The following is an 18,664-nucleotide window of genomic DNA, read 5'->3' as shown; positions in this document are numbered from 1 at the left end:
ATAAAAAGGACGATACCTGCTTTCGGTACCGTCCTTTTTATTCATCATATACATTTTCCAGATAAATGAACTTCGGCCCCTCTCCCCTCGCCGGTATTTTATCTTTGAAAAGAGGAATATTCACCCCTGTAATACTCTCAAAGGTAACCGAAGATTCCACCTCCAGCCGCCATTCTGAATTGGACAACACAATCGTGGTATCCTCAGAATTGGCTTCCTCACTATCACGTATAACTGACTGCACAGCATTAGAAATAGCAGTGCTAAACGACGAACTATTTAAGCGACTCCTAAATGTATTTTTCAGCTGATCATGTGCATCTATTTCAGACGGGAGAACATCATTTAATGCTTTTATATAGGCCTGGTCAGAGGATAATCCTGTTCCTTCATGCGCATCCTGTTGTTCACGCACAAGCTCTCCCAGACTTTTTCCTCCATGGTTAAGCTTAAAATCAATGGAAGCAGCCAGATGGTTATCAAATTCCTCAATGGCAGCCTTGGATTCCTTTATATAAACCGAGGAACCGGCTAAAGCTGCCTGCTGAACGGTATAAGAAGCTTCACTTCCTACCAGAAACACCTTCGTAATATTGATTATAATAGCGAATAAGATCACCACTATGCCAAGTACCCATAATAAAAACAAAGAGGCATTCCCTTTTTCATCACTCATACATGTATTCATTCGACCAGCACCTGACTTACCGTCGTTTCTTCTAAATCAATAGCAGTAGCTGATTTCCATTGATCCGGAACAAAAATAAGTGAATGCTTTCCCTCTACCAATAACTCAAACCGTCCATCTGAATTTATATATTCCACGTTCATCCTTTCATAATTTAAGACCGAGCTGGTCCCAATCACGTCTTTTATTGTATCCTCAGCCTTATCAATATTCCGGGTGATGGAATAGGTTTTAGCACCTTCATTTGCGGCTGTATGGATTGTATAAACGGCGTATCCTGATGCAACCACCTGCCACAAAATAAGAAAGAACATAAAGAAAAAAGGTAAAATCCCCAGAAACTCCAGACTGATGGCCCCCTCTTCTTCCCTGAGTTTTTTCATCCATTTTTTCATGCGAGACCCTCTCCCGGGACTTTTTCTTCAGGAGCTTCTTTATGTAATTGGTTAATTTTAAACTGTAAATACCAGAAGTGGAAAAAAAAGAGAAGTACCCGGCTAATCCGCAGTTCCTCATAATAATCTTCCAGTTGTTCCGTTATGCGGAAAACAGAATAATAAAGTAAACCTAAAAAATAATAAACCAATATTACATTCACCGATTCCATAACGACCCTGCCATAGGGAGTAAAAAGATAAGCGTCTGCAAAGAAAAGAATAAAGGATAGGCTTAAAAAGATCATAAAAAATATCCACCATCTAAACAGAGCTCTATTTTTTCCCGCAATCGTCTGTATGGCCTCTTTTCTCGTTAGAAACCAGTAAGCGATATACATACCTAACGTGAGAAAGGAAAGGAGAACAACAACGAGCGTGCGGCTATATTTAAAAGGTATTTGATTCGCAGCTATATCCATGGGTATCCTCCTCATCACAAACGCTCTTCAGCATGGGAATATCGAAACGTTAAATAAAAAATCAGAAGGGGAAATACAAATGAGTTTATAATCGCCCTTGCAATCCCATATACATAAACGTTATTTTCAAAGTTTTCAAAGGTAAGCATAATCAACCCCCATACAAGCACCTGAACACTTAAAATCACCAGCCAATCCATTAATAGTAAAAGATGTTCATCTCTCATCGTTCTGCCGGCATGTCTTATCATATCGTTCACCTTGCTGTGCGAGACATAAAAAGGAATTAACAGGATCAGTGAAAAGCAAAGGATCGTCGGAATGTATAGCAGGAAGCTGCCCAGGACCCCCAGGATATACAGTGGAACGGTCAAAAACAGAATGGTCCCGAAGTGCCTGATAAACTCATATAATAACTTCCAAACCGATAGGTCCTCCTCATCTTCAATATCAGATATCGCCAGCCTGTTAAATACAGGAATGATAAGTGTAAAGTTGACGACGATTAAAAATAGAGCATACAAATTAGGGTATTGTTGATTGGTTAATTGCTGATAAAAGTAAAAGGTCGCAAAGTAGCATAAGAGCGTAAGTGGAATCACCAATATAACGCTTAGCATTAATATTTTCATCAGTTGCCGGTTATATAGGGCCAGACTTTCTTTAATCATGATTCCACCTCTCCATTCGCTTAAGAATTGTTATCATAAGGAATGCTGTTATGAAAGAAGTTACGATACTCGCCGTTATTTGATCATTTACCTCAAGAGGGGACGTGAAAACCGGAATATGAAGGACGACAATAGAAAAAATAAAATTTAAAACGGTTAAGGTTAAGCTCCCCATAAATGTGGCAAAATAAGGGGTTTCACGATTCCATAATGGAGCTAAAATCCCTATGGATACATACGTAATGAGAAATGCTGCAATAATTGTCCCCTGCACATTCAGTACATTCATTAGGCCCAGAAGAAATGAAATAACGATGGTAAGGAAAATGGAAGCCCCCATTGCCCGAATTAGTCCTGTAAATTGAAACATATGACGACTCTCCTATTGATTTTCTAGTTCCTCCATACGCTGAGGGGTGATCAACATAACAGGAGCAACTGATAAAAAGATCATTCCACATAAAAATAGAAAAATAGATATGGCCAGTGCATCCGGATTTGAAGATCCAATGGTACCGGCAAACAGTACGGTTCCAAAAACAATAATTAAGGGTGCATAGATTTTGTAGATTTTACCCAGACCTGTTTGTCCCGGATTCTGGATACCCTGAGCAATTTTTTCGGAAAACAAGTACGGAAGAAGAACCAGAGCAGCAAGTATGACAATTCCTGCCCAGAAAGCTGCGGTGCCATAAATAATACGAAATACAGGAATGGTAAAATGAATCGTCAGGACGTTTAGCATCACATATGATAGTAACGAAAAATACCTCTTGCTCTGATATCGATGCACTCGCCACAAGACAATAAAAAGGATCATACAAACCGCAGCTAATCCTAAATTAAAACCGAGTAATCCCCAATTCACTTCAGGGATGAAGCTCATTAAAAACCCCGTAAGAATGAGTAAAAAGGTCGTGGGAATAATTCGACTATGTTTAAATTCGACTTCCTGATTCATGCTTTATACCTCCATTTAGAATGGTACCCCATAGATGGATGGGGCACCTTTTTAATCAAATATTCCGCCTAATTTTGAAAAGGCTGATGATACCTTGTCTTTCGCCCATGTTGCGGCTTCTTTTGCAGCACCAACTCCTTTTTTAACTCCTCCGGCAATTGCGTCATAGCCTTTCTTGATGCCTTTTGTAATGCCTTTTTTGATTCTTCCTCCTACATTGGTCCCATTGAAGAAGTAAGAGGTTGCTATTCCCACTCCTAAACCGGCTGCCGCTCCTATTATGGTTCCAACACCAGGTACAACAGACCCTGCAACTGCACCTGAAGCCATTGCAGAGGCTGCACTTCCCGCAGCTGTGGATGCAACCCCAATGGCAGCATCTGTCGTGAAGGAGGCCGCAAAGTCAGTGGTTGCTAAACCTCCTAAATCAGAGAATCCATTAGAATGATCATAAATCGATCCTGCAGAGTTGAGAATAATACCGGCAGGACCTCCCAATTTCACCGAACTGCTGGGCTTCCAAAAGCCTTTAGAAAAGACATTCCACGATTGGCTGACAGCACTTTTGGCAGACTGAGCAGAATTTTTTAATAAACCACCCATTGTACCTGCATTCGGAATAGATTTACTGCTAAGAAACGCATTCATGCGATCCTGTCGAATATATCTCACTTGCGGACCCATCGCTTTGCTTTCTCCGTTAAATGTGTACTGTCGATACCGATCATAAAACCAATTTGACAGACGGTTATTCAGTTTATTTTTTCCTTTCACTGAATAGTTTCCACTCTCTAATTGTCTGAATTGAAATCCTGCATATAAAGAAGCTGCGCCTTGAGCTACATCATCAGCAAATTTAAGCCCATAATTTTTCATATCTTTTAAAAAACCAGTAATATGTCCATAAAGACCCTGACTGCCGTCTGTTGACTGAAGTGCAATATTCAGGAAAGACTTTGTTTCTATTTCTCCTTCACCTGAATTTCCTGCATTCCCATGACCACCACTGCCTGACGAGGGTCCATCGCCTCCATTTATTGCATTGCCATCTACAGCATTACCGCCCTGAGAAGCATCCCCGCCATTTACCGGATTTCCACTTGTTGGAGCTTCACCATCCCCACTTTGATTTCCTCCATTAATAGCAGATCCGCCATTCAGGGTATCACCAGTATTGGGATTACCACCTTCCGTTGCTGATCCCCCAGCGCCAGAGTTTCCCCCATTTATGGGAGATCCGGGACTAGTAGCCTTTCCACCTTCCATCCCGTTGCCGGACTGTGATGAGGAGCCTGATTGAATAGGACTTCCAGGTGAAGCTGCATCTCCTCCTATCGGTTGATATGCAGGGAATTCTGGAACATTGGGAATCATAAATAGTCCTTCATTTATTGGTTCGCCTTCTATAATAGGTTCGCCTGAGTTTTCAAATTCTCCTTCTTGAATAGGGTCTCCATAAGGCAGGACTTCACCTGGAATAATATACTCTCCACCTTCAATCGGTTCCCCCGGAGTAATAGCTTCTCCAGGGGTAATTGGGGTACCAGGTGTTATAAAGGTGGCATAGCTTACGATGGGAAATAGATTCCAAAAGGTGATAAATCCAATGATGATAATCGCCATGGACCTCTGCACACGATACCTTTTCAAAGAATCACCACTCTTCTATTCTTTCACATTCAACTCATACTTTTCCTCCAAAGCTTTCATAGCCTCTTTATAGCCTTTGTCATTCATCTCTTCCAGCTCTTGTTCAAACTTATCAATCTCTGAAATGATCCAGTCATGATATTCTGAATTTTTCTTTTCTAAATAGACTCTGGATTCATCACTGATATATCCATAATCATTGAGTGCATTTGCAATAAAATTAATGCTCGTTCGCTCATCGACTACTTTCGATTCTTCATCTGTAATATAGGAAAAAATGTCCAGCTCATTTGAAACGTGCTGTAAATCCAGGCTCTGTTGTCCCTGTTCTTTCCAATCCTGCCATGCATCGGCAATGTTATTAACCTTTTCTAATTCCTTCGTGAGCTCATTTTCATCGGATACAGTCTGATAGATTCCATCAACAGAATCGGCAATTTTCTTTAAATGGTTCTGTCCCTCTCCGTTTACATCGAATCCCAGCACATTAATAATCGGTGTTATATTTGATTGATATAATTCCTTGGCGGTCTGGACAGGTTTGGTGTCACAGGTTTCAATTCCATCACTGACCAGGTAGACAATATTGGTGTTTTTACTACCATCAAGGGAAGACAAATCCTTCTGCGCTTCCTGTAAAGCTAACCCTGTCGGTGTCCAGCCTGCCGGTTTTATTTGACTGAGCGAATTCTTAAAAGAACCAGCATCATAGGAATCAAATCCATAAATCTTTTCTGTACTGCTACAGGACATTTTTTTATCCGCATCTGATCCTGTCCCCTCGTGACCATAGACTCGCAAAGCCACATTTGTCTCTTCTGGTAATTCACTGAGGAATTTTGATATGGCATCCTTTGCCGCATTCATTTTGGTTTTTCCATCAACCCTCTGAGCCATGCTTCCGGATGCATCTAAAAGAACGACAACATTCAATTGCTCTTTAAATTGATACCTTGAATCTTCAATGTCCGGATTCCCAAGGGACTGAAACTTCAATTCCTTTATAAGGTTTTCCGGCCCTTGATAATCAAGCTGAACCCGTTTTAAAATTTCCCGATACAGCTTATCTAATTCCTGATCTGTCGGATTTTCCTTATCTTGTGGAAACGGCAAATCACTAAAGTGTTCCGCCAGTTCTTCATCCTGCTCTTCTGTACTTTTATCTGAATCATAATCGTAAACAGGACCTGCATCCTCTCCTACTGGCAATGCTTCTAATTCCTGATAGGTAGACGGAAAGGAGATATCCTCCGTGTTTCCTTCTGTAGAAGAAGCTGGTTGATCTTCTTCTGTTTTCTTTTCCTTTTTGATATCCTCTGCCGTATTTTCAGTTGACTGTTCTTTATTTTCTGAAGTCGGTTCCTTTTCATCTTTTGTACATCCTGCTGCCACCATAACGAACATTATTAAGATAATGATTATGAGTTTGTTCTTTAGCAACCTATACACTCCTCAGTAAATCAATGATATACGTATAAAAAATTAACCTACCATATTGCTGATTTTGTTAATGATATTTTTGATAATATCGGTTATTCCGTCACTGTTATCATTAAGCGCGGATGAAATAATCCCAAGGACCAGAATTAACAGCGCTGCAACTCCCAGCCACTCGAGCGACTGCGCCCCCCGTTCGTTTCTAACCGGCTGTGTCCATTTCACATAAAGCTTTGTCAATTTTCCCATTCCTCATCTCTCCCTTTTTTTAATTTTGAAGCAACTGAAAAATATTTTGATTTTGACTAAACATATTCATCACCATCAACCCGCCAATCAATATCAGGGATGATGGCAGCACAATAAACGTTGTAATCAGGGTTACTTTCGGCGATGCTTTAGCTGCTTTTTCTTTGATCGATTCCTTTTTCAGCTTTCTCATTTCCTCGGCCTGCTGCCTGAACGTTTGTGAAATCGGTATTCCCAGCCGCTCTCCCTGAAGAAGTGACTTAATTAATATTTGAAACTCTTTACTTTCATTACGACTTAACAGCATTTGATAGGCTTCCCTTCTTGGCACCCCGACGTCAAGCTCCTGAATAAAACGGCCAAATTCCTCTCTAACAGGGCCATCAAAATAAGGCACAATATCTCTTAATGCCTGATCAAGTCCGACCCCTGCCTGCAGGGTGACACTCATTGTGTCCAGGAAATCCGGAAGCTGAAAGGACAATTCCTCCTGCCTGTTTTTTGCCTTCGATTTTATCCAGTAAATCACACCCGCATAGCCTAATAACGGATAAATGATAACGGTGAGCTCTGAAAAAGGAAGGCGCAGCATGAGGCTGATTCCGCCTAGCATTAAACCAATAATAGCCATAAATATTTTTAAGCCTTGAAGCCTCTCAACATTTAATTTATAAGGATAGCCTGCCTGCATGAGCCACTTCCTGACATCATGATTTTCACTGCTGAAATTAATTCGCTGACCTATATGAGAGAAATCATCCGCATATTGAAACAGCTTTGTTAATAAACGTTCCTTTTTGGATGATCCTTTTTCAAGCAACTGGAATAGGTAGGTTTGTTGTTTTACATCCTCTTTTAAATCCTGTTTATAAACCATAAATTGATAGAAGCTGCGTAAACTTAGTCCCAAAAATAACAGAGATAAAATTAAAAACACGACAATGAGGCCATCCATAGCATCACATCCTAATGTTTGTTACCTTTCGTACTAATAAAAAGGTTGCAACCGTACCGCCTATGAATAAGAGAGCAAGCAGGATACCAATCCCTGACAGTAAAGGATCAATGAAACCGTCGATGATATTGTTCATCATCAACACCAGAAAAACGGGGATTACAGGAACTAAATAGGAAATATACCGTTGTTCAGCGGTCATCGTTTTAATTTCCTGTTTGAGAATTTTGCGGTCTTCTAAGGTCTGACCCATTTCCTCTAAAATGGCTGATAAATTTCCCCCAGCCTTCTTTTGAATAAGTACAGTGGCAACAAAAAGCTTAAATTCCCGGTTATTCATGCGTTTTTCCAGCGATTGAATCGCACTGTTGAACTCAATGCCTAAAGAAAGCTCATGTGCCAGCTGCTTAAACTCGGCTCTCGCAGGGTCATTAATTTCCTGAGCAACCATCTGTATCCCTTGATTGAGAGTCATACCGGAGCGTGTAGCATTGGCAAGAATCCTGCAGATTTCCGGCAGCTGTTCGGCCATTCGCTCCTTCATCTTGTTTTTTCTTACCATAAACAGAAGCTTCTTTGCTGCCTCAATAAATAACAGAGAGGTGATGAAGCTAAGAAGAAACCTTAAGTGAAATAGGCTCGATAAGACAAAAATCAGTCCCATAAATGCTACAATTTGAGCCCCGAGGAATTCGGAAGGTGTTAGCGGGATGTTTGCAGATCTCAATTTTTTTAACATGGGCCTGGCTGCATCTGTCTGATCAAACCGGTCTCCTAATAAGACAATAAAGCTCTTTCTTCTTTCCTCTACATGGTAAAATTGCTCTGCCTGTTTCCTCCAATCCCTTTTTTCTTTACGGAAATCCAAGTAATAAAGGATTCCCACCAGAAACGATAACGCAGAAAAAGTAGCGATTAATGCTGCAGTCAAAACCTGACCTCCCTTCGATTTAATTGAAAAATAGAATCAGAGACTTGATTTCCAAACACTTGAATCCTTTCCAGACATTGCGGAACATAACCAGTCGGTTTATAAAAGCCTTTCACTTTCCCATCTTCGGTGATTCCCGTTCGTTTGAAAGTGAAGATTTCCCTCATTTCATGGGTGCCATCCTCATTTTTCTTAAGCTCTGAAATAGATACCATTTTTCTCGTTCCATCTGACAGCCGGTTTACTTGAATGACAATATCAATTGCTCCAATAATGTACTCTCGAATAATTCTGGAAGGAAGCTCCAGCCCAGCCATAACAACCATGGCTTCCACACGTCGAAGAGCATCATCTGGTGAGTTGGCATGAACGGTTGTAATGGAACCCTCATGGCCGGTATTCATAGCCTGAAGCATATCAAACGCCTCTCCGCCACGGACCTCTCCTACAATAATACGGTCCGGTCGCATTCTGAGGGAGTTTTTGACAAGCTTTCGTATGGTAATTTCACCTTTACCCTCTACGTTTGCAGATCTTGATTCCATGCCAACAACATTGGGTCGATCCAGCCGCAGCTCTGCGGAATCCTCAATCGTCACAACCCGTTCATCATGTGAAATGGAGGCAGCCAGTACATTCAACAGTGTTGTTTTCCCGGAGCCTGTTCCTCCTGAGATGAGGATGTTCAATTTAGCTTGAACAATTGCTTCCAGGAACAGCGCCATGTCATAATTTAGCGAGTCAAAACGTAATAAATCCTCCATTTTAAAGGGGTCCTTCTTGAACTTCCGGATCGATACGAGCGTTCCATTTAAGCTAACTGGAGGAATCACCGCATTCACACGACTTCCATCCGGCAATCTTGCATCAACCATTGGTGAACTTTCATCGATTCTTCTGCCAATGGGTGCAACGATTCGATCTACAACATGACGAATATGGTCATCATCCCGGAACGTCACCTGACTTTTTTCAAGCTTTCCAAAACGCTCAATATAAACCTCATCATATCCGTTAATTAAAATCTCCGTAATGGAATCATCATGAATCAGGGGCTCCAATGGTCCATAACCAACGGATTCATCCAATATACGGTTAATTAACATGGTTTTTTCCTGTCGTGGAATAATCACTTTTTCCTCGGACATAAATTGAGAAATGAGCTGTTCAATTTTTAACCGCATTTCCCCTTCACTTAGACTGGTCAAAGCTTCAAGATTTGTATCTCGCAACAGCCTTGCCTTATAGTGTTCCACTAAGTGTTCAATTTCGTTCGTTGCTGACTTCCCCTGAACCACCCTTTCCTTGCGTTTATCAAATAAAGATGGCATGATGTACCCTCCTTACAGAGAATCTATAAACCATTCGTCCTTTCGTTATTTAGGATTTAACACAGATTTGACAAATTTACGGATGTCTTTAGAAAATGGAATGAGCTTTTCTTTGGGCTTTTTACGAATCACTTCTCCCTTATTAACAAACGACTGCAGACCCTTGTAGTCATATCGAATCGTCGTTTTGATAGGGAAACGCAGGAGGTTCTTCAAATCCTTAATCTGCAATTCTTTATCCTTTGATAACTGGTTTACAATCATGGATAGACTTGATTGAAGGTGAATACCTAAGCGTTCACAGACCTCTTCAAAATTTTTTAAAACCTTTAGGGAGGTCGTTTCCGGAAGCAGTACATAGTAAATTTGATCAGACTCTTCAATCGCAGCAGCCGTCAGTGCACTCATTTGAGGAGGCAAATCAATGACACAGTAATCAAATGACCGCCTGCACGTCCTGAGTAACCGGCTGATAAAATCTTCATCCAGCTGCTCACCCACCTCGGCATCGCAGGGACTGATTAACACCTCGAGCTGGGAATTCTCTTCAGTCTGGGACACATTCCGAATGTGATTTTCATTCAGCTCCTGAATAACAGGCTTCAGGTCAGCAATGGAGCGGTTCGTGCTGATGGACATTAAGGTTTCAATACCGCCATATTGAAGATTTAAATCGATTAAAATGACCTCGGCTGCGGACTCCAGCTTTAACGTTTGCGCAAAAGTGGAAGAGATGAGGGATTTTCCTGTGCCCCCTTTTCCACTGTAGAAGGAGTAAATCTGACCTCTTCCTTTGCCAAACATAATCGGCTGCTCTTTTTCAGAATCCAATCTCATTTGATAGCTTTTTTGAATTGTTGGAAACCGGCTGATAAATAACGATAATTCCTCGGGCAAAACGAAAAACTCTTCCGCACCTGCTCTTGTAATATTTCGAAGCAGGTTAATATCGGATTCCGTCGCTAAAAAAATGGTAAAGGTTAAGGGATTAATCGATTTTATGTATTGAATTTGTTCCACAATATGGTCATTGCTGCTTTGAACCATGATCACGATATCTCTGGTCTGCCGGTTCACTTCCCGGGATACGTCCTCAAAGCGTACGACAGTGATTGTATTCTCGTCACGGTCAAAAGAGTTCAGCAATTGATTGGTAATGGTCTCATCCTCACTCACGAGTAAAATATCCAAATTACGGTCCATGTCCACGTCTCCTTGAATTTCCTGTTTCATGACTCATTCCTGATTACATCCATCCTGATCAGCCTGAATTTGATCCATCAGAGGCATTGGAATTTCCAACATTCGCCTTTAAAACCCGGATGTGCTCAGCATAATGCTGCACATGAATCAGTTCTTCAACCCTTTCTGCAGGAATAACCACACCGATTCCCAGCATGTTATTGTCTTTTGATTGCGCATGGTAAACGAGAACATCCTTCATAAAGGTTTCGGTCCTCTTCTCCCCCTCAATTTCTCTTGAAACAACAAGATCTACACGATCCAGTGGTTCAATGAATTGATCAAATGTGAGTGTTTCTGATGCCGGCAGGGAAACGAGTCGATTGTTCTCATCTCTTAGATGGGATACTGGTTTTATCATTTCTTCTGTAATAAGGTCCCCCTCGCCAAGTTGAACAACGGAAACCCGATTTTTTAAATTCTCCATACTGGTTATATGTGAATCTGTTACAAACTTATTGGGAATTTCCATCACTGTCACAGCCTTCTCACTTATTTCCTGTCTTGCCGGGATATTGTCATTAGCAACATAAACCTCGGTCATGCCGCCAAGCTCTGCATTCAGTGACTTTACTTTTTCATAAACGAAGTAACCTGCGACTAATGCCAAAATAAAAGCGAGAACTAGAAAGATGAAGGCTCTTTTCTTTGATTCAATCATATGCATTGTCTCCCTATAGAATCCTTATATAAAGTGAAATGTCTATCTGTGAGGGTCTCCACCCCTCCTCACTGCAGCCAACAATGTATAAACATCTAAATTTTAAAATTATAGTAATATTTAGTCAATTCAGCTCATTATTGGGTCTTTTTATCCATTCTAAGGGGCTAAAGTCCTGGTCATTTCGTTAAAAATAGAAAAATGATATGAAAAAAGGCGGGTGTATTCCATACGATTTATTCTATTCATGTCGAAACGCATTAAGAATCCTGTCGAAGTTCCACATAGTAGCTAAAAGGTACTAATTTTAAAGTTTTATATTTTTTACATAGAATGAAACTTCAGTTAATGTTTTTGGCCCATAATGTCAATCTCCATCAGTAGGAATTTTCTCCATCCACACTTATGGTTAGTTAAACTTATCAGGAATTTACTGGCCGTAAATCGAGTAGGAGGAGGTGATTAGACTCCGACCTTACACACCACCGTACGTACGATTCCTTATACGGCGGTTCATTTTTATATTAAGCATGTACTTTCTTGTAATGTTATAGTTATACACAGGAGATTAGCCCAAACCGGGCTAGTCTCTTATTTGTTATGGTCCTTGTAAGGACCCAAAAGTAAGCTATGCGGACTCCTCCTTTACTCGTGTAGCTATTCTTGTAGGCATCATATTTGTTCATACCTAGCTTAATTAAGTTCTTTCTTCGATTCTTCGGTGTTTTCCATTCTGTCCATATGCACGTTCTTAGACGAACTCTCGTGTGAGAGTCAATACGTTCTAGAAGCGTCTTCATATAGCCCATTTTAAAGTAGTGAATCCATCCTCTTATGTCTAATTTGGTGAATAATATCCTTTGTGTTTTCTATCATGTACAACGGTAGTTCCTTAGTTGTCATGCCATCTACACCTGCGACACCTTTGTTCTTGATGACTTGCCTTTGTGCCTGTTCAAGATTATCCCTTCTCAGAATCGATTCTAGAAGTTTCTCTTCATACATGCTTGTTATTTCCTTTCCTTCTTGTGAAGTCGGTATCCACTTTAACGCGATATGCCAGTGGTCTTTTTCCTCTTCCAATACAGATTTCCATAACGATAAAATTGTTCAGCCCTTCGCTTTTTCTAACTTTCGATAGACGTCTTCACCACTACGGCTTCGGCTGACTTCTCTTTACCCAAGCTTACATAGCTATAAGCCTTTGGCATAGATGATGAGACCTCCCCGATTAAGGTGTGGACTCTTTCGCTCCATCCATCTGCCATATTTACACCGTATGATATTGGGTAGCTATAGGACTTTGACTTCTTTAGCAGGCTTATCCTCATACGTTGCCTCTTATATGGTTTCTGTTCGTCAAACCAGAGTTTTGTCTAAGGCTTCCTTCAGATTCCACGTCACCATGGACACCCTTGCCTTCAGCTATGTGCTTACCGTTACCAGGTCGCACTCGGGACTTTCACCCGTTAGAGTCCACCCATGCCGGGCACACCTAAAGAGGCTGTTCCTGTTTCGGAACAGCCTTCTGCATCTTTCAATCTATAATTTTCCAGTATGCCGGTTTCACATTGTAATCCATGTCAAAGACAAAAGGTGCATCTTTCCCTACACCATCGTTATATTGTTCTGCACGGTCATCCAGCCATGTGTGATTGTCAGCAATACCCCAAAATGTGACACTACTGATTTTATCATCTAATCTTTCATAAAGTTCAAATATATCGTTATAACGCTCTGCCTGCCGTTCGAATTCACTATAAGGAATGTCTTTATATGTTTTATAGGCAGGTGTCGGCGGCCAGCCATAAAGGCTTACATCAAGCTCAGTGATTTGGTTATCTAAGCCAAGATCAGCAAACATATTGATGGAATCTTCCATTTCCTTCAAGGATGGCCATCCAATCTGGATATGGGATTGATGACCGATTCCATCAATTGGAACACCTTGTTCCAGCAAATCGTTTACTAAGTTATAAAGAAATGTTTTTTTTGGTTCAACTTCGGTATTATAATCATTAATATAGAGCATTGCATCTTCATCTGCAAACTTTTTGACGGTTTCAAATGCAACTTTGATATAATCTGTTCCTGTAATTTGATACCATGGTGATTCGCGAAGACCTCTGTCATTGGATGCATTTTCATCAATGACTTCATTGACAACATCCCAGGAATCAACATCATCTTTATAACGTTTCACAATCGTTTTAATATGTTTTCTCAGGCGCTTTAGCAATAACTTTTTATTCTTTCTCTTCTGTTTTGGGTCCGTAGCCTCTACCATCGGTTCCCCTTTTTTATCCAGAAAAAACCACTTTGGTACTTGGCTATGCCACACTAATGTGTGAAAACGTATTTCCATATCATGTTCTTTGGCAAACTGAATAATTTTATCTGCTTGCTCAAAATCAAATTTCCCTTCTTCCGGCTGAATGTTTATCGGCTTCATCACATTCTCTGCAACAATACTATTGTAGTGATGTTTTAAAATTTCTTCCTGAATCCCTTCCAATTGGTATGGCTCAACAGCAGCGCCAATTTCAAACGATTCTTCATAGCGTTCTTCAAGTGATGGTACTCCCAAGGCATTAATAGAACCAGAGTTTTTTTCAGCTAAAACAACATTGGCTCCGGTTGGAATGAGAAGAGTTAGAGCCATTCCAGTAAACATTAACTTACGCAGCCCTTTTCGCATAAATATCCCCTTTTCAGAAATTTTTAGAGAAACACAGTTAACAGATTAAACAATGCTGAAAGAAAGCGATTCCATTTTCAGTGACAAAAAGCTTTTTGTATACTGCTAGCAGCTATTATTTTAGCAACAGCCCAATAGTTTATCTATTGGATGAATAAAGTTTTTTCATGAAGAGTCAAAAAACGGTTAAATAGCCCCAAATATATAGTCCCTTTTATTACATTGATATCTATCAATTGAACTATTAAAACGGTATCGAAATTGTTTATTAATAACGAAATAACATTAATTGCTGATTCAATTGATTCGTTTTACGATATACTTCTTGATAAACCGCAAATAATTCCTTATACTTTTCTACATTTTCTGGAATGGGCTCATAAACTTCGCCCTCTTTCAAGAATACATCCGCGCAATCCTTCAAGGAATTAAACCAGTTACAGCCGTACGCTGCAAGCATCGCAGCACCCATGCCTGGTCCCTGTTCACTTTGCATCTTAACCATTTTTGCATTGAAAATATCGGCTTGCATTTGCAACCAGGATTCACTTTTTGCTCCTCCACCGATGGAAACAATCGTATCAATGGTTTTGCCATTTTCCCGAAAGATTTCTACTGATTCATTAAGGGAGAAGGTAATTCCTTCGATTACAGCCCGAACAAAGTGTGTCATTTCATGGGATCCATCCATTCCGATGAAGCTTCCACGAACATTTGCATCCACATGTGGAGTTCTTTCCCCCACAATATAGGGTGTAAACAAGAGTCCATTAGCTCCCACCGGGACAGTATCCACGTCTGCCAGTAACTCATTAAAGGAAATGTCTTTAGCAAATGTATCTTTAAACCAGGATAAGCTGTAGCCTGCTGCTAGAGTTACCCCCATAGTATAAAAGGCCTCGGGAGCAGCATGATTGAAGTAATGGGCTTTACCGCCAATATCCTTGTCACCGCTTGCTTCATAGGATAATACCACACCAGATGTACCAGTGCTTACCATTGTTTTGCCATCCGCTAAAATACCTGCCCCAATTGCACCACATGCATTGTCTGCTCCACCAGCAAAAACACGGGTCGAAAAACTTAAACCAGTTACTTCTGCCACACGATTTGTGATGGTCCCCACTTCCTCATGAGATCCGACTAGTGGAGGACAAATTTCCGGATTAATATCCAGGATTTCACATATTTCTTTGCTCCACATTTTTTCCGATACATTCAACAGTAACGTTCCTGCTGCATCTGAGTATTCCATATGCAGTTTACCCGTCAACTTTAAACGTACATAATCTTTTGGTAATACGAACGCATGAGCCTTTCGGAAAACCTCTGGCTCATGATTTTTCACCCACAGGATTTTCGGGAGTGTAAATCCTTCCAACGCTATATTCTTCGTGATGTTAACCAGACGTTCTTTTCCAACACGTTCATAAATTTCTTCACATTCCGCCGTTGTTCTTGTGTCATTCCAAAGAATAGCATTACGCAGAACTTCATTATTTTCATCGAGAAGCACCAGTCCGTGCATTTGTCCGGAGAAACTAAGGCCCTCAATGTCTTCCGGATTTCCGTCGAACCCTTCCAATAATTCGGTTATTCCGGCAGTTGTCTGCTCCACCCAGTCATTCGGGTTTTGTTCACTGTAACCGACTTTTTCCTGAAATAATGGGTAGGACTTGGACACTTCCTGCGTTACTTCCCCTTGCTGATTTACTAATAATAGTTTAACTGCACTTGTCCCTAAATCAACTCCGATTACATGTTTCATTCTTAATCTCTCCCGCCCTTAAAAATCAGTCACATCCACTAGTTATATAAAAGGATATTCATTTTGAATAAAAGGCGAAGACATTGAAGGAAAGGTCTGGTCTTCACCTTTCACCTTTTATGATTTATGTTATGTCCACACTATTTATATAGCTTATTCAGCAAATGCTGTAAGTAGATATTGATTAATTATAGCTTTAATGCGTTCCAGTTTACCAGATTCATTGCGGATTTCTTTTAATCCTAGCGCATGCTCCTCCAGTTTGTGGAAGTCTGCTTTGCCTTCTACAATGTCACGGCCGATTCCTTCTTTATAGGAACTGTAACGATCTTCCACCACATTTTCCAGCACTTTGTCATCGATAAGGCGCTGTGCTACTTTTAGTCCTACTGCAAAGCTATCCATTCCAGCAATGTGGGCATGGAACAGGTCTTCCGGCACAAAGGAACCACGGCGAACTTTTGCATCAAAGTTCAATCCTCCACGGCCCAAACCGCCATTTTTCAGAATTTCATACATTGCCAAGGTTGTGGAATAAAGATCTGTTGGAAATTCATCCGTATCCCATCCTAGTAATGGATGTCCCTGGTTCGCATCAACTGACCCGAGCATATTGTGAATGCGTGCATAATGCAATTCATGTTCAAATGTGTGCCCTGCTAGTGTTGCATGGTTTGCTTCGATGTTAAATTTAAAGTGATCCTGCAAATCATAGTTTTGCAGGAAAGCATAGCCGCTTGCTACATCAAAATCATATTGATGGGATGTTGGCTCTTTTGGTTTTGGCTCGATAAGAAACTGTGCTTCAAAGGCAATTTCCTTTGCATAATCAACAGCCATATGGAAAAAACGGCCTAAATTATCCAATTCCAGTTTCATGTCGGTATTGAGCAAGGTTTCATACCCTTCTCGGCCACCCCAGAATACATAGTTTTCTGCACCGAGCTCCTTTCCAATCTCCAATCCTTTTTTCACTTTTGCAGCTGCATAGGCGAATACATCAGCATTATTAGATGAACCTGCACCATGAACAAAACGAGGATGTGTAAAATTATTAACCGTATTCCATAACAATTTGGTTTTACTATCTTTCATGTACTCTTTAATCATTGCGACAATCGTGTCCAGGTTTCGATTTGATTCTGCTAATGTGTCTCCTTCTGGTGCAATATCTACATCATGGAAGCAAAAATATGGGACATTCAATTTCTCAAAGAATTCAAATGCAGCCTCTACACGGGCCTTTGCTAAATCCATTCCTTTGTATGTATCCCAAGGTCGTATCGCTGTACCTGCGCCAAATGGATCCGTCAAGTCTTCCGTGAAAGTGTGCCAGTAAGCAACACCAAAACGTAAAATTTCCTCCATCGTTTTCCCGCCAACTTTTTCATCAGGATTATAAAATTTAAATGCTAACGGATTCGTTGATTTCGGACCCTCATAAGTGATTTTGTTCATTTCTTTGAGATAAGCCATCGTCGATAACCTCCTTAATTTATAATCCACCCGAATGAAAGTATTTTCACAATTTAATTGTAACATTTATTTATTAGTTCGTCTATTGAATAAACTAAGTAGTTTTCCTTCTTTGAGCATTAAGTAATGGGAAATATATTGGACAAAATATCTTTTTGAGGTTACGATATGAAAAGGTAAAATGATACACAACCTTCAGTTAGTGAGAGCTTTTATTCCCTGCTGTCTGGTAGTTAAAACAACGGAAAATTACTGGACGTATACTCACCTCTGATCCTTCTTTTGAAAATCTGAAGCCAGTAGCGGAGATATATATAAACAATGAGTTAATATATAATAAAAAAAATCTTCTTCCATATTGCAGTTCTTTATACATAACTAATTGTTTTCTGATGACCCGCAAATCGAAATTCGTTACATATATGGGAGGATACAGTCTTGAATACAATTACCAGTACACTTTACAATATCATGGAATGGATTACGAAATTTGCTTATGTAAACCTTCTGTGGGTTACCTTCTCATTACTTGGAGGGATTATTTTCGGTTTCTATCCTGCGACTACTTCAATGTTTGCTATGGTCCGTGATTGGCTGCGAAATAACCCGGATTTCCCAGTCCTAAAAACCTATTGGAACTATTACAAGCAGGATTTTTTAAAAAGTAATCTGCTGGGGACTTTTCTAAATCTATTATTTATCCTTATTGCGATTGATGTCTATTATATTCAGCTTAATATAGACGAGCAAATGAGCTGGACCTATATCCCATTATTTGCATTTATGCTTCTTGTAGCCATATTCCTATTTTATATCTTTCCAAGCTTTGCCCATTATGATTTAAACAGTTTTGGATTATTAAAAAATGCTTTTCTTATCATGTTAATTAACCCGGTTCTAAATATCCTCATGACAATCTGTCTGGTTTCTTCCTTTTTCATTATGTGGCAAATTCCTGCATTATTATTTATATTCGGCGGAACTACTTACGCCTTTATCACTACCTGGTTTAGTCTTCAGGCTTTTGATAATGTACAACAAAAACAAGAAGATATTTAAAAAAAGAGATTTTGGCTTGAGTTCTAAACGA

General features: G+C 40.1%; 20 protein-coding genes. 1 reads left to right on the top strand and 19 read right to left on the bottom strand.

The annotated features are described in order from the left end of the window. Positions 1 to 37 precede the first annotated feature (37 nt). From ACZ5OK_RS01875 to xylA, 19 genes are all read right to left on the bottom strand, one after another. Entirely contained in the window at positions 38 to 688 is a 651-nt protein-coding gene (locus ACZ5OK_RS01875; protein WP_343841693.1) for a Tad domain-containing protein, read from the bottom strand. Continuing rightward, positions 685 to 1,083, bottom strand: coding sequence for a TadE family protein (locus ACZ5OK_RS01870; RefSeq protein ID WP_343841692.1), 399 nt, complete (start codon positions 1,081 to 1,083; stop codon positions 685 to 687). The genes ACZ5OK_RS01875 and ACZ5OK_RS01870 overlap by 4 nt, the downstream gene beginning before the upstream one ends. After that, positions 1,080 to 1,544 (bottom strand): hypothetical protein, encoded by a 465-nt coding sequence (locus ACZ5OK_RS01865; protein ID WP_343841691.1) that lies wholly within the window; start codon positions 1,542 to 1,544, stop codon positions 1,080 to 1,082. The genes ACZ5OK_RS01870 and ACZ5OK_RS01865 overlap by 4 nt, the downstream gene beginning before the upstream one ends. Positions 1,545 to 1,558: 14 nt before the next feature. Beyond that, the gene (locus tag ACZ5OK_RS01860) at positions 1,559 to 2,215 is read right to left on the bottom strand and encodes a hypothetical protein (protein ID WP_343841689.1); all 657 of its coding nucleotides are present in this window, start codon (positions 2,213 to 2,215) and stop codon (positions 1,559 to 1,561) included. Beyond that, entirely contained in the window at positions 2,208 to 2,585 is a 378-nt protein-coding gene (locus tag ACZ5OK_RS01855; RefSeq protein ID WP_343841687.1) for a hypothetical protein, read from the bottom strand. Before ACZ5OK_RS01855 ends, ACZ5OK_RS01860 begins: the two co-directional genes overlap by 8 nt. A 12-nt stretch (positions 2,586 to 2,597) precedes the next feature. After that, a complete protein-coding gene (locus tag ACZ5OK_RS01850; protein ID WP_343841685.1) occupies positions 2,598 to 3,176 on the bottom strand; it encodes a hypothetical protein in 579 nt (192 codons plus the stop codon). Positions 3,177 to 3,227: 51 nt separating this feature from the next. Further along, positions 3,228 to 4,826, bottom strand: a complete 1,599-nt coding sequence (locus tag ACZ5OK_RS01845; RefSeq protein WP_464758315.1) for a hypothetical protein — start codon at positions 4,824 to 4,826, stop codon at positions 3,228 to 3,230. Between the two features lie 15 nt (positions 4,827 to 4,841). Beyond that, positions 4,842 to 6,266 (bottom strand): VWA domain-containing protein, encoded by a 1,425-nt coding sequence (locus tag ACZ5OK_RS01840; RefSeq protein ID WP_425542223.1) that lies wholly within the window; start codon positions 6,264 to 6,266, stop codon positions 4,842 to 4,844. 42 nt (positions 6,267 to 6,308) lie between these two features. After that, positions 6,309 to 6,512: a hypothetical protein gene (locus ACZ5OK_RS01835; RefSeq protein ID WP_343841678.1), complete on the bottom strand. Its 204-nt coding sequence runs from the start codon at positions 6,510 to 6,512 to the stop codon at positions 6,309 to 6,311. A gap of 19 nt (positions 6,513 to 6,531) precedes the next feature. Next, a complete protein-coding gene (locus ACZ5OK_RS01830) occupies positions 6,532 to 7,467 on the bottom strand; it encodes a type II secretion system F family protein (RefSeq protein ID WP_343841677.1) in 936 nt (311 codons plus the stop codon). A gap of 4 nt (positions 7,468 to 7,471) precedes the next feature. Continuing rightward, positions 7,472 to 8,398, bottom strand: a complete 927-nt coding sequence (locus ACZ5OK_RS01825; protein WP_343841675.1) for a type II secretion system F family protein — start codon at positions 8,396 to 8,398, stop codon at positions 7,472 to 7,474. Beyond that, positions 8,395 to 9,729 (bottom strand): CpaF family protein, encoded by a 1,335-nt coding sequence (locus tag ACZ5OK_RS01820; RefSeq protein ID WP_343841674.1) that lies wholly within the window; start codon positions 9,727 to 9,729, stop codon positions 8,395 to 8,397. Before ACZ5OK_RS01820 ends, ACZ5OK_RS01825 begins: the two co-directional genes overlap by 4 nt. A 45-nt stretch (positions 9,730 to 9,774) precedes the next feature. Further along, entirely contained in the window at positions 9,775 to 10,962 is a 1,188-nt protein-coding gene (locus ACZ5OK_RS01815; protein ID WP_343841672.1) for an AAA family ATPase, read from the bottom strand. A 28-nt stretch (positions 10,963 to 10,990) separates the two neighbouring features. Next, positions 10,991 to 11,632 carry a Flp pilus assembly protein CpaB gene (gene cpaB, locus ACZ5OK_RS01810; protein ID WP_343841670.1) on the bottom strand — a complete coding sequence of 214 codons (642 nt, stop codon included), beginning with the start codon at positions 11,630 to 11,632 and terminating at the stop codon, positions 10,991 to 10,993. A 554-nt stretch (positions 11,633 to 12,186) separates the two neighbouring features. Beyond that, positions 12,187 to 12,432, bottom strand: coding sequence for a hypothetical protein (locus ACZ5OK_RS01805; RefSeq protein ID WP_343842198.1), 246 nt, complete (start codon positions 12,430 to 12,432; stop codon positions 12,187 to 12,189). Positions 12,433 to 12,442: 10 nt separating this feature from the next. After that, complete coding sequence (locus ACZ5OK_RS01800; protein WP_343841669.1) at positions 12,443 to 12,715, bottom strand: hypothetical protein; 273 nt, start codon at positions 12,713 to 12,715, stop codon at positions 12,443 to 12,445. Positions 12,716 to 13,169: 454 nt separating this feature from the next. Then, complete coding sequence (locus ACZ5OK_RS01795) at positions 13,170 to 14,330, bottom strand: endo-1,4-beta-xylanase (protein ID WP_343841666.1); 1,161 nt, start codon at positions 14,328 to 14,330, stop codon at positions 13,170 to 13,172. A 268-nt stretch (positions 14,331 to 14,598) separates the two neighbouring features. Then, positions 14,599 to 16,098 (bottom strand): xylulokinase, encoded by a 1,500-nt coding sequence (gene xylB, locus ACZ5OK_RS01790; protein WP_343841664.1) that lies wholly within the window; start codon positions 16,096 to 16,098, stop codon positions 14,599 to 14,601. A gap of 153 nt (positions 16,099 to 16,251) precedes the next feature. Then, entirely contained in the window at positions 16,252 to 17,574 is a 1,323-nt protein-coding gene (gene xylA, locus ACZ5OK_RS01785; RefSeq protein ID WP_343841662.1) for a xylose isomerase, read from the bottom strand. 438 nt (positions 17,575 to 18,012) lie between these two features. Between xylA and ACZ5OK_RS01780 the strand changes: the two genes are divergently transcribed. Further along, entirely contained in the window at positions 18,013 to 18,633 is a 621-nt protein-coding gene (locus ACZ5OK_RS01780) for a YesL family protein (RefSeq protein WP_464758307.1), read from the top strand. Positions 18,634 to 18,664: the final 31 nt, after the last annotated feature.

It is taken from the genome of Salinibacillus aidingensis (assembly GCF_055393355.1).
This window is presented reverse-complemented; position numbering and strand designations above follow the sequence as displayed.

Coding starts and splice junctions, on each gene's coding strand:
- ACZ5OK_RS01815 (WP_343841672.1), bottom strand. CDS start 10,962: ATGAAACAGGAAATTCAAGGAGACGTGGACATGGACCGTAATTTGGAT.
- cpaB (WP_343841670.1), bottom strand. CDS start 11,632: ATGATTGAATCAAAGAAAAGAGCCTTCATCTTTCTAGTTCTCGCTTTT.
- ACZ5OK_RS01820 (WP_343841674.1), bottom strand. CDS start 9,729: ATGCCATCTTTATTTGATAAACGCAAGGAAAGGGTGGTTCAGGGGAAG.
- ACZ5OK_RS01870 (WP_343841692.1), bottom strand. CDS start 1,083: ATGAAAAAATGGATGAAAAAACTCAGGGAAGAAGAGGGGGCCATCAGT.
- ACZ5OK_RS01830 (WP_343841677.1), bottom strand. CDS start 7,467: ATGGATGGCCTCATTGTCGTGTTTTTAATTTTATCTCTGTTATTTTTG.
- ACZ5OK_RS01850 (WP_343841685.1), bottom strand. CDS start 3,176: ATGAATCAGGAAGTCGAATTTAAACATAGTCGAATTATTCCCACGACC.
- ACZ5OK_RS01855 (WP_343841687.1), bottom strand. CDS start 2,585: ATGTTTCAATTTACAGGACTAATTCGGGCAATGGGGGCTTCCATTTTC.
- ACZ5OK_RS01860 (WP_343841689.1), bottom strand. CDS start 2,215: ATGATTAAAGAAAGTCTGGCCCTATATAACCGGCAACTGATGAAAATA.
- ACZ5OK_RS01805 (WP_343842198.1), bottom strand. CDS start 12,432: ATGAAGACGCTTCTAGAACGTATTGACTCTCACACGAGAGTTCGTCTA.
- ACZ5OK_RS01835 (WP_343841678.1), bottom strand. CDS start 6,512: ATGGGAAAATTGACAAAGCTTTATGTGAAATGGACACAGCCGGTTAGA.
- ACZ5OK_RS01795 (WP_343841666.1), bottom strand. CDS start 14,330: ATGCGAAAAGGGCTGCGTAAGTTAATGTTTACTGGAATGGCTCTAACT.
- ACZ5OK_RS01875 (WP_343841693.1), bottom strand. CDS start 688: ATGAATACATGTATGAGTGATGAAAAAGGGAATGCCTCTTTGTTTTTA.
- xylA (WP_343841662.1), bottom strand. CDS start 17,574: ATGGCTTATCTCAAAGAAATGAACAAAATCACTTATGAGGGTCCGAAA.
- xylB (WP_343841664.1), bottom strand. CDS start 16,098: ATGAAACATGTAATCGGAGTTGATTTAGGGACAAGTGCAGTTAAACTA.
- ACZ5OK_RS01865 (WP_343841691.1), bottom strand. CDS start 1,544: ATGGATATAGCTGCGAATCAAATACCTTTTAAATATAGCCGCACGCTC.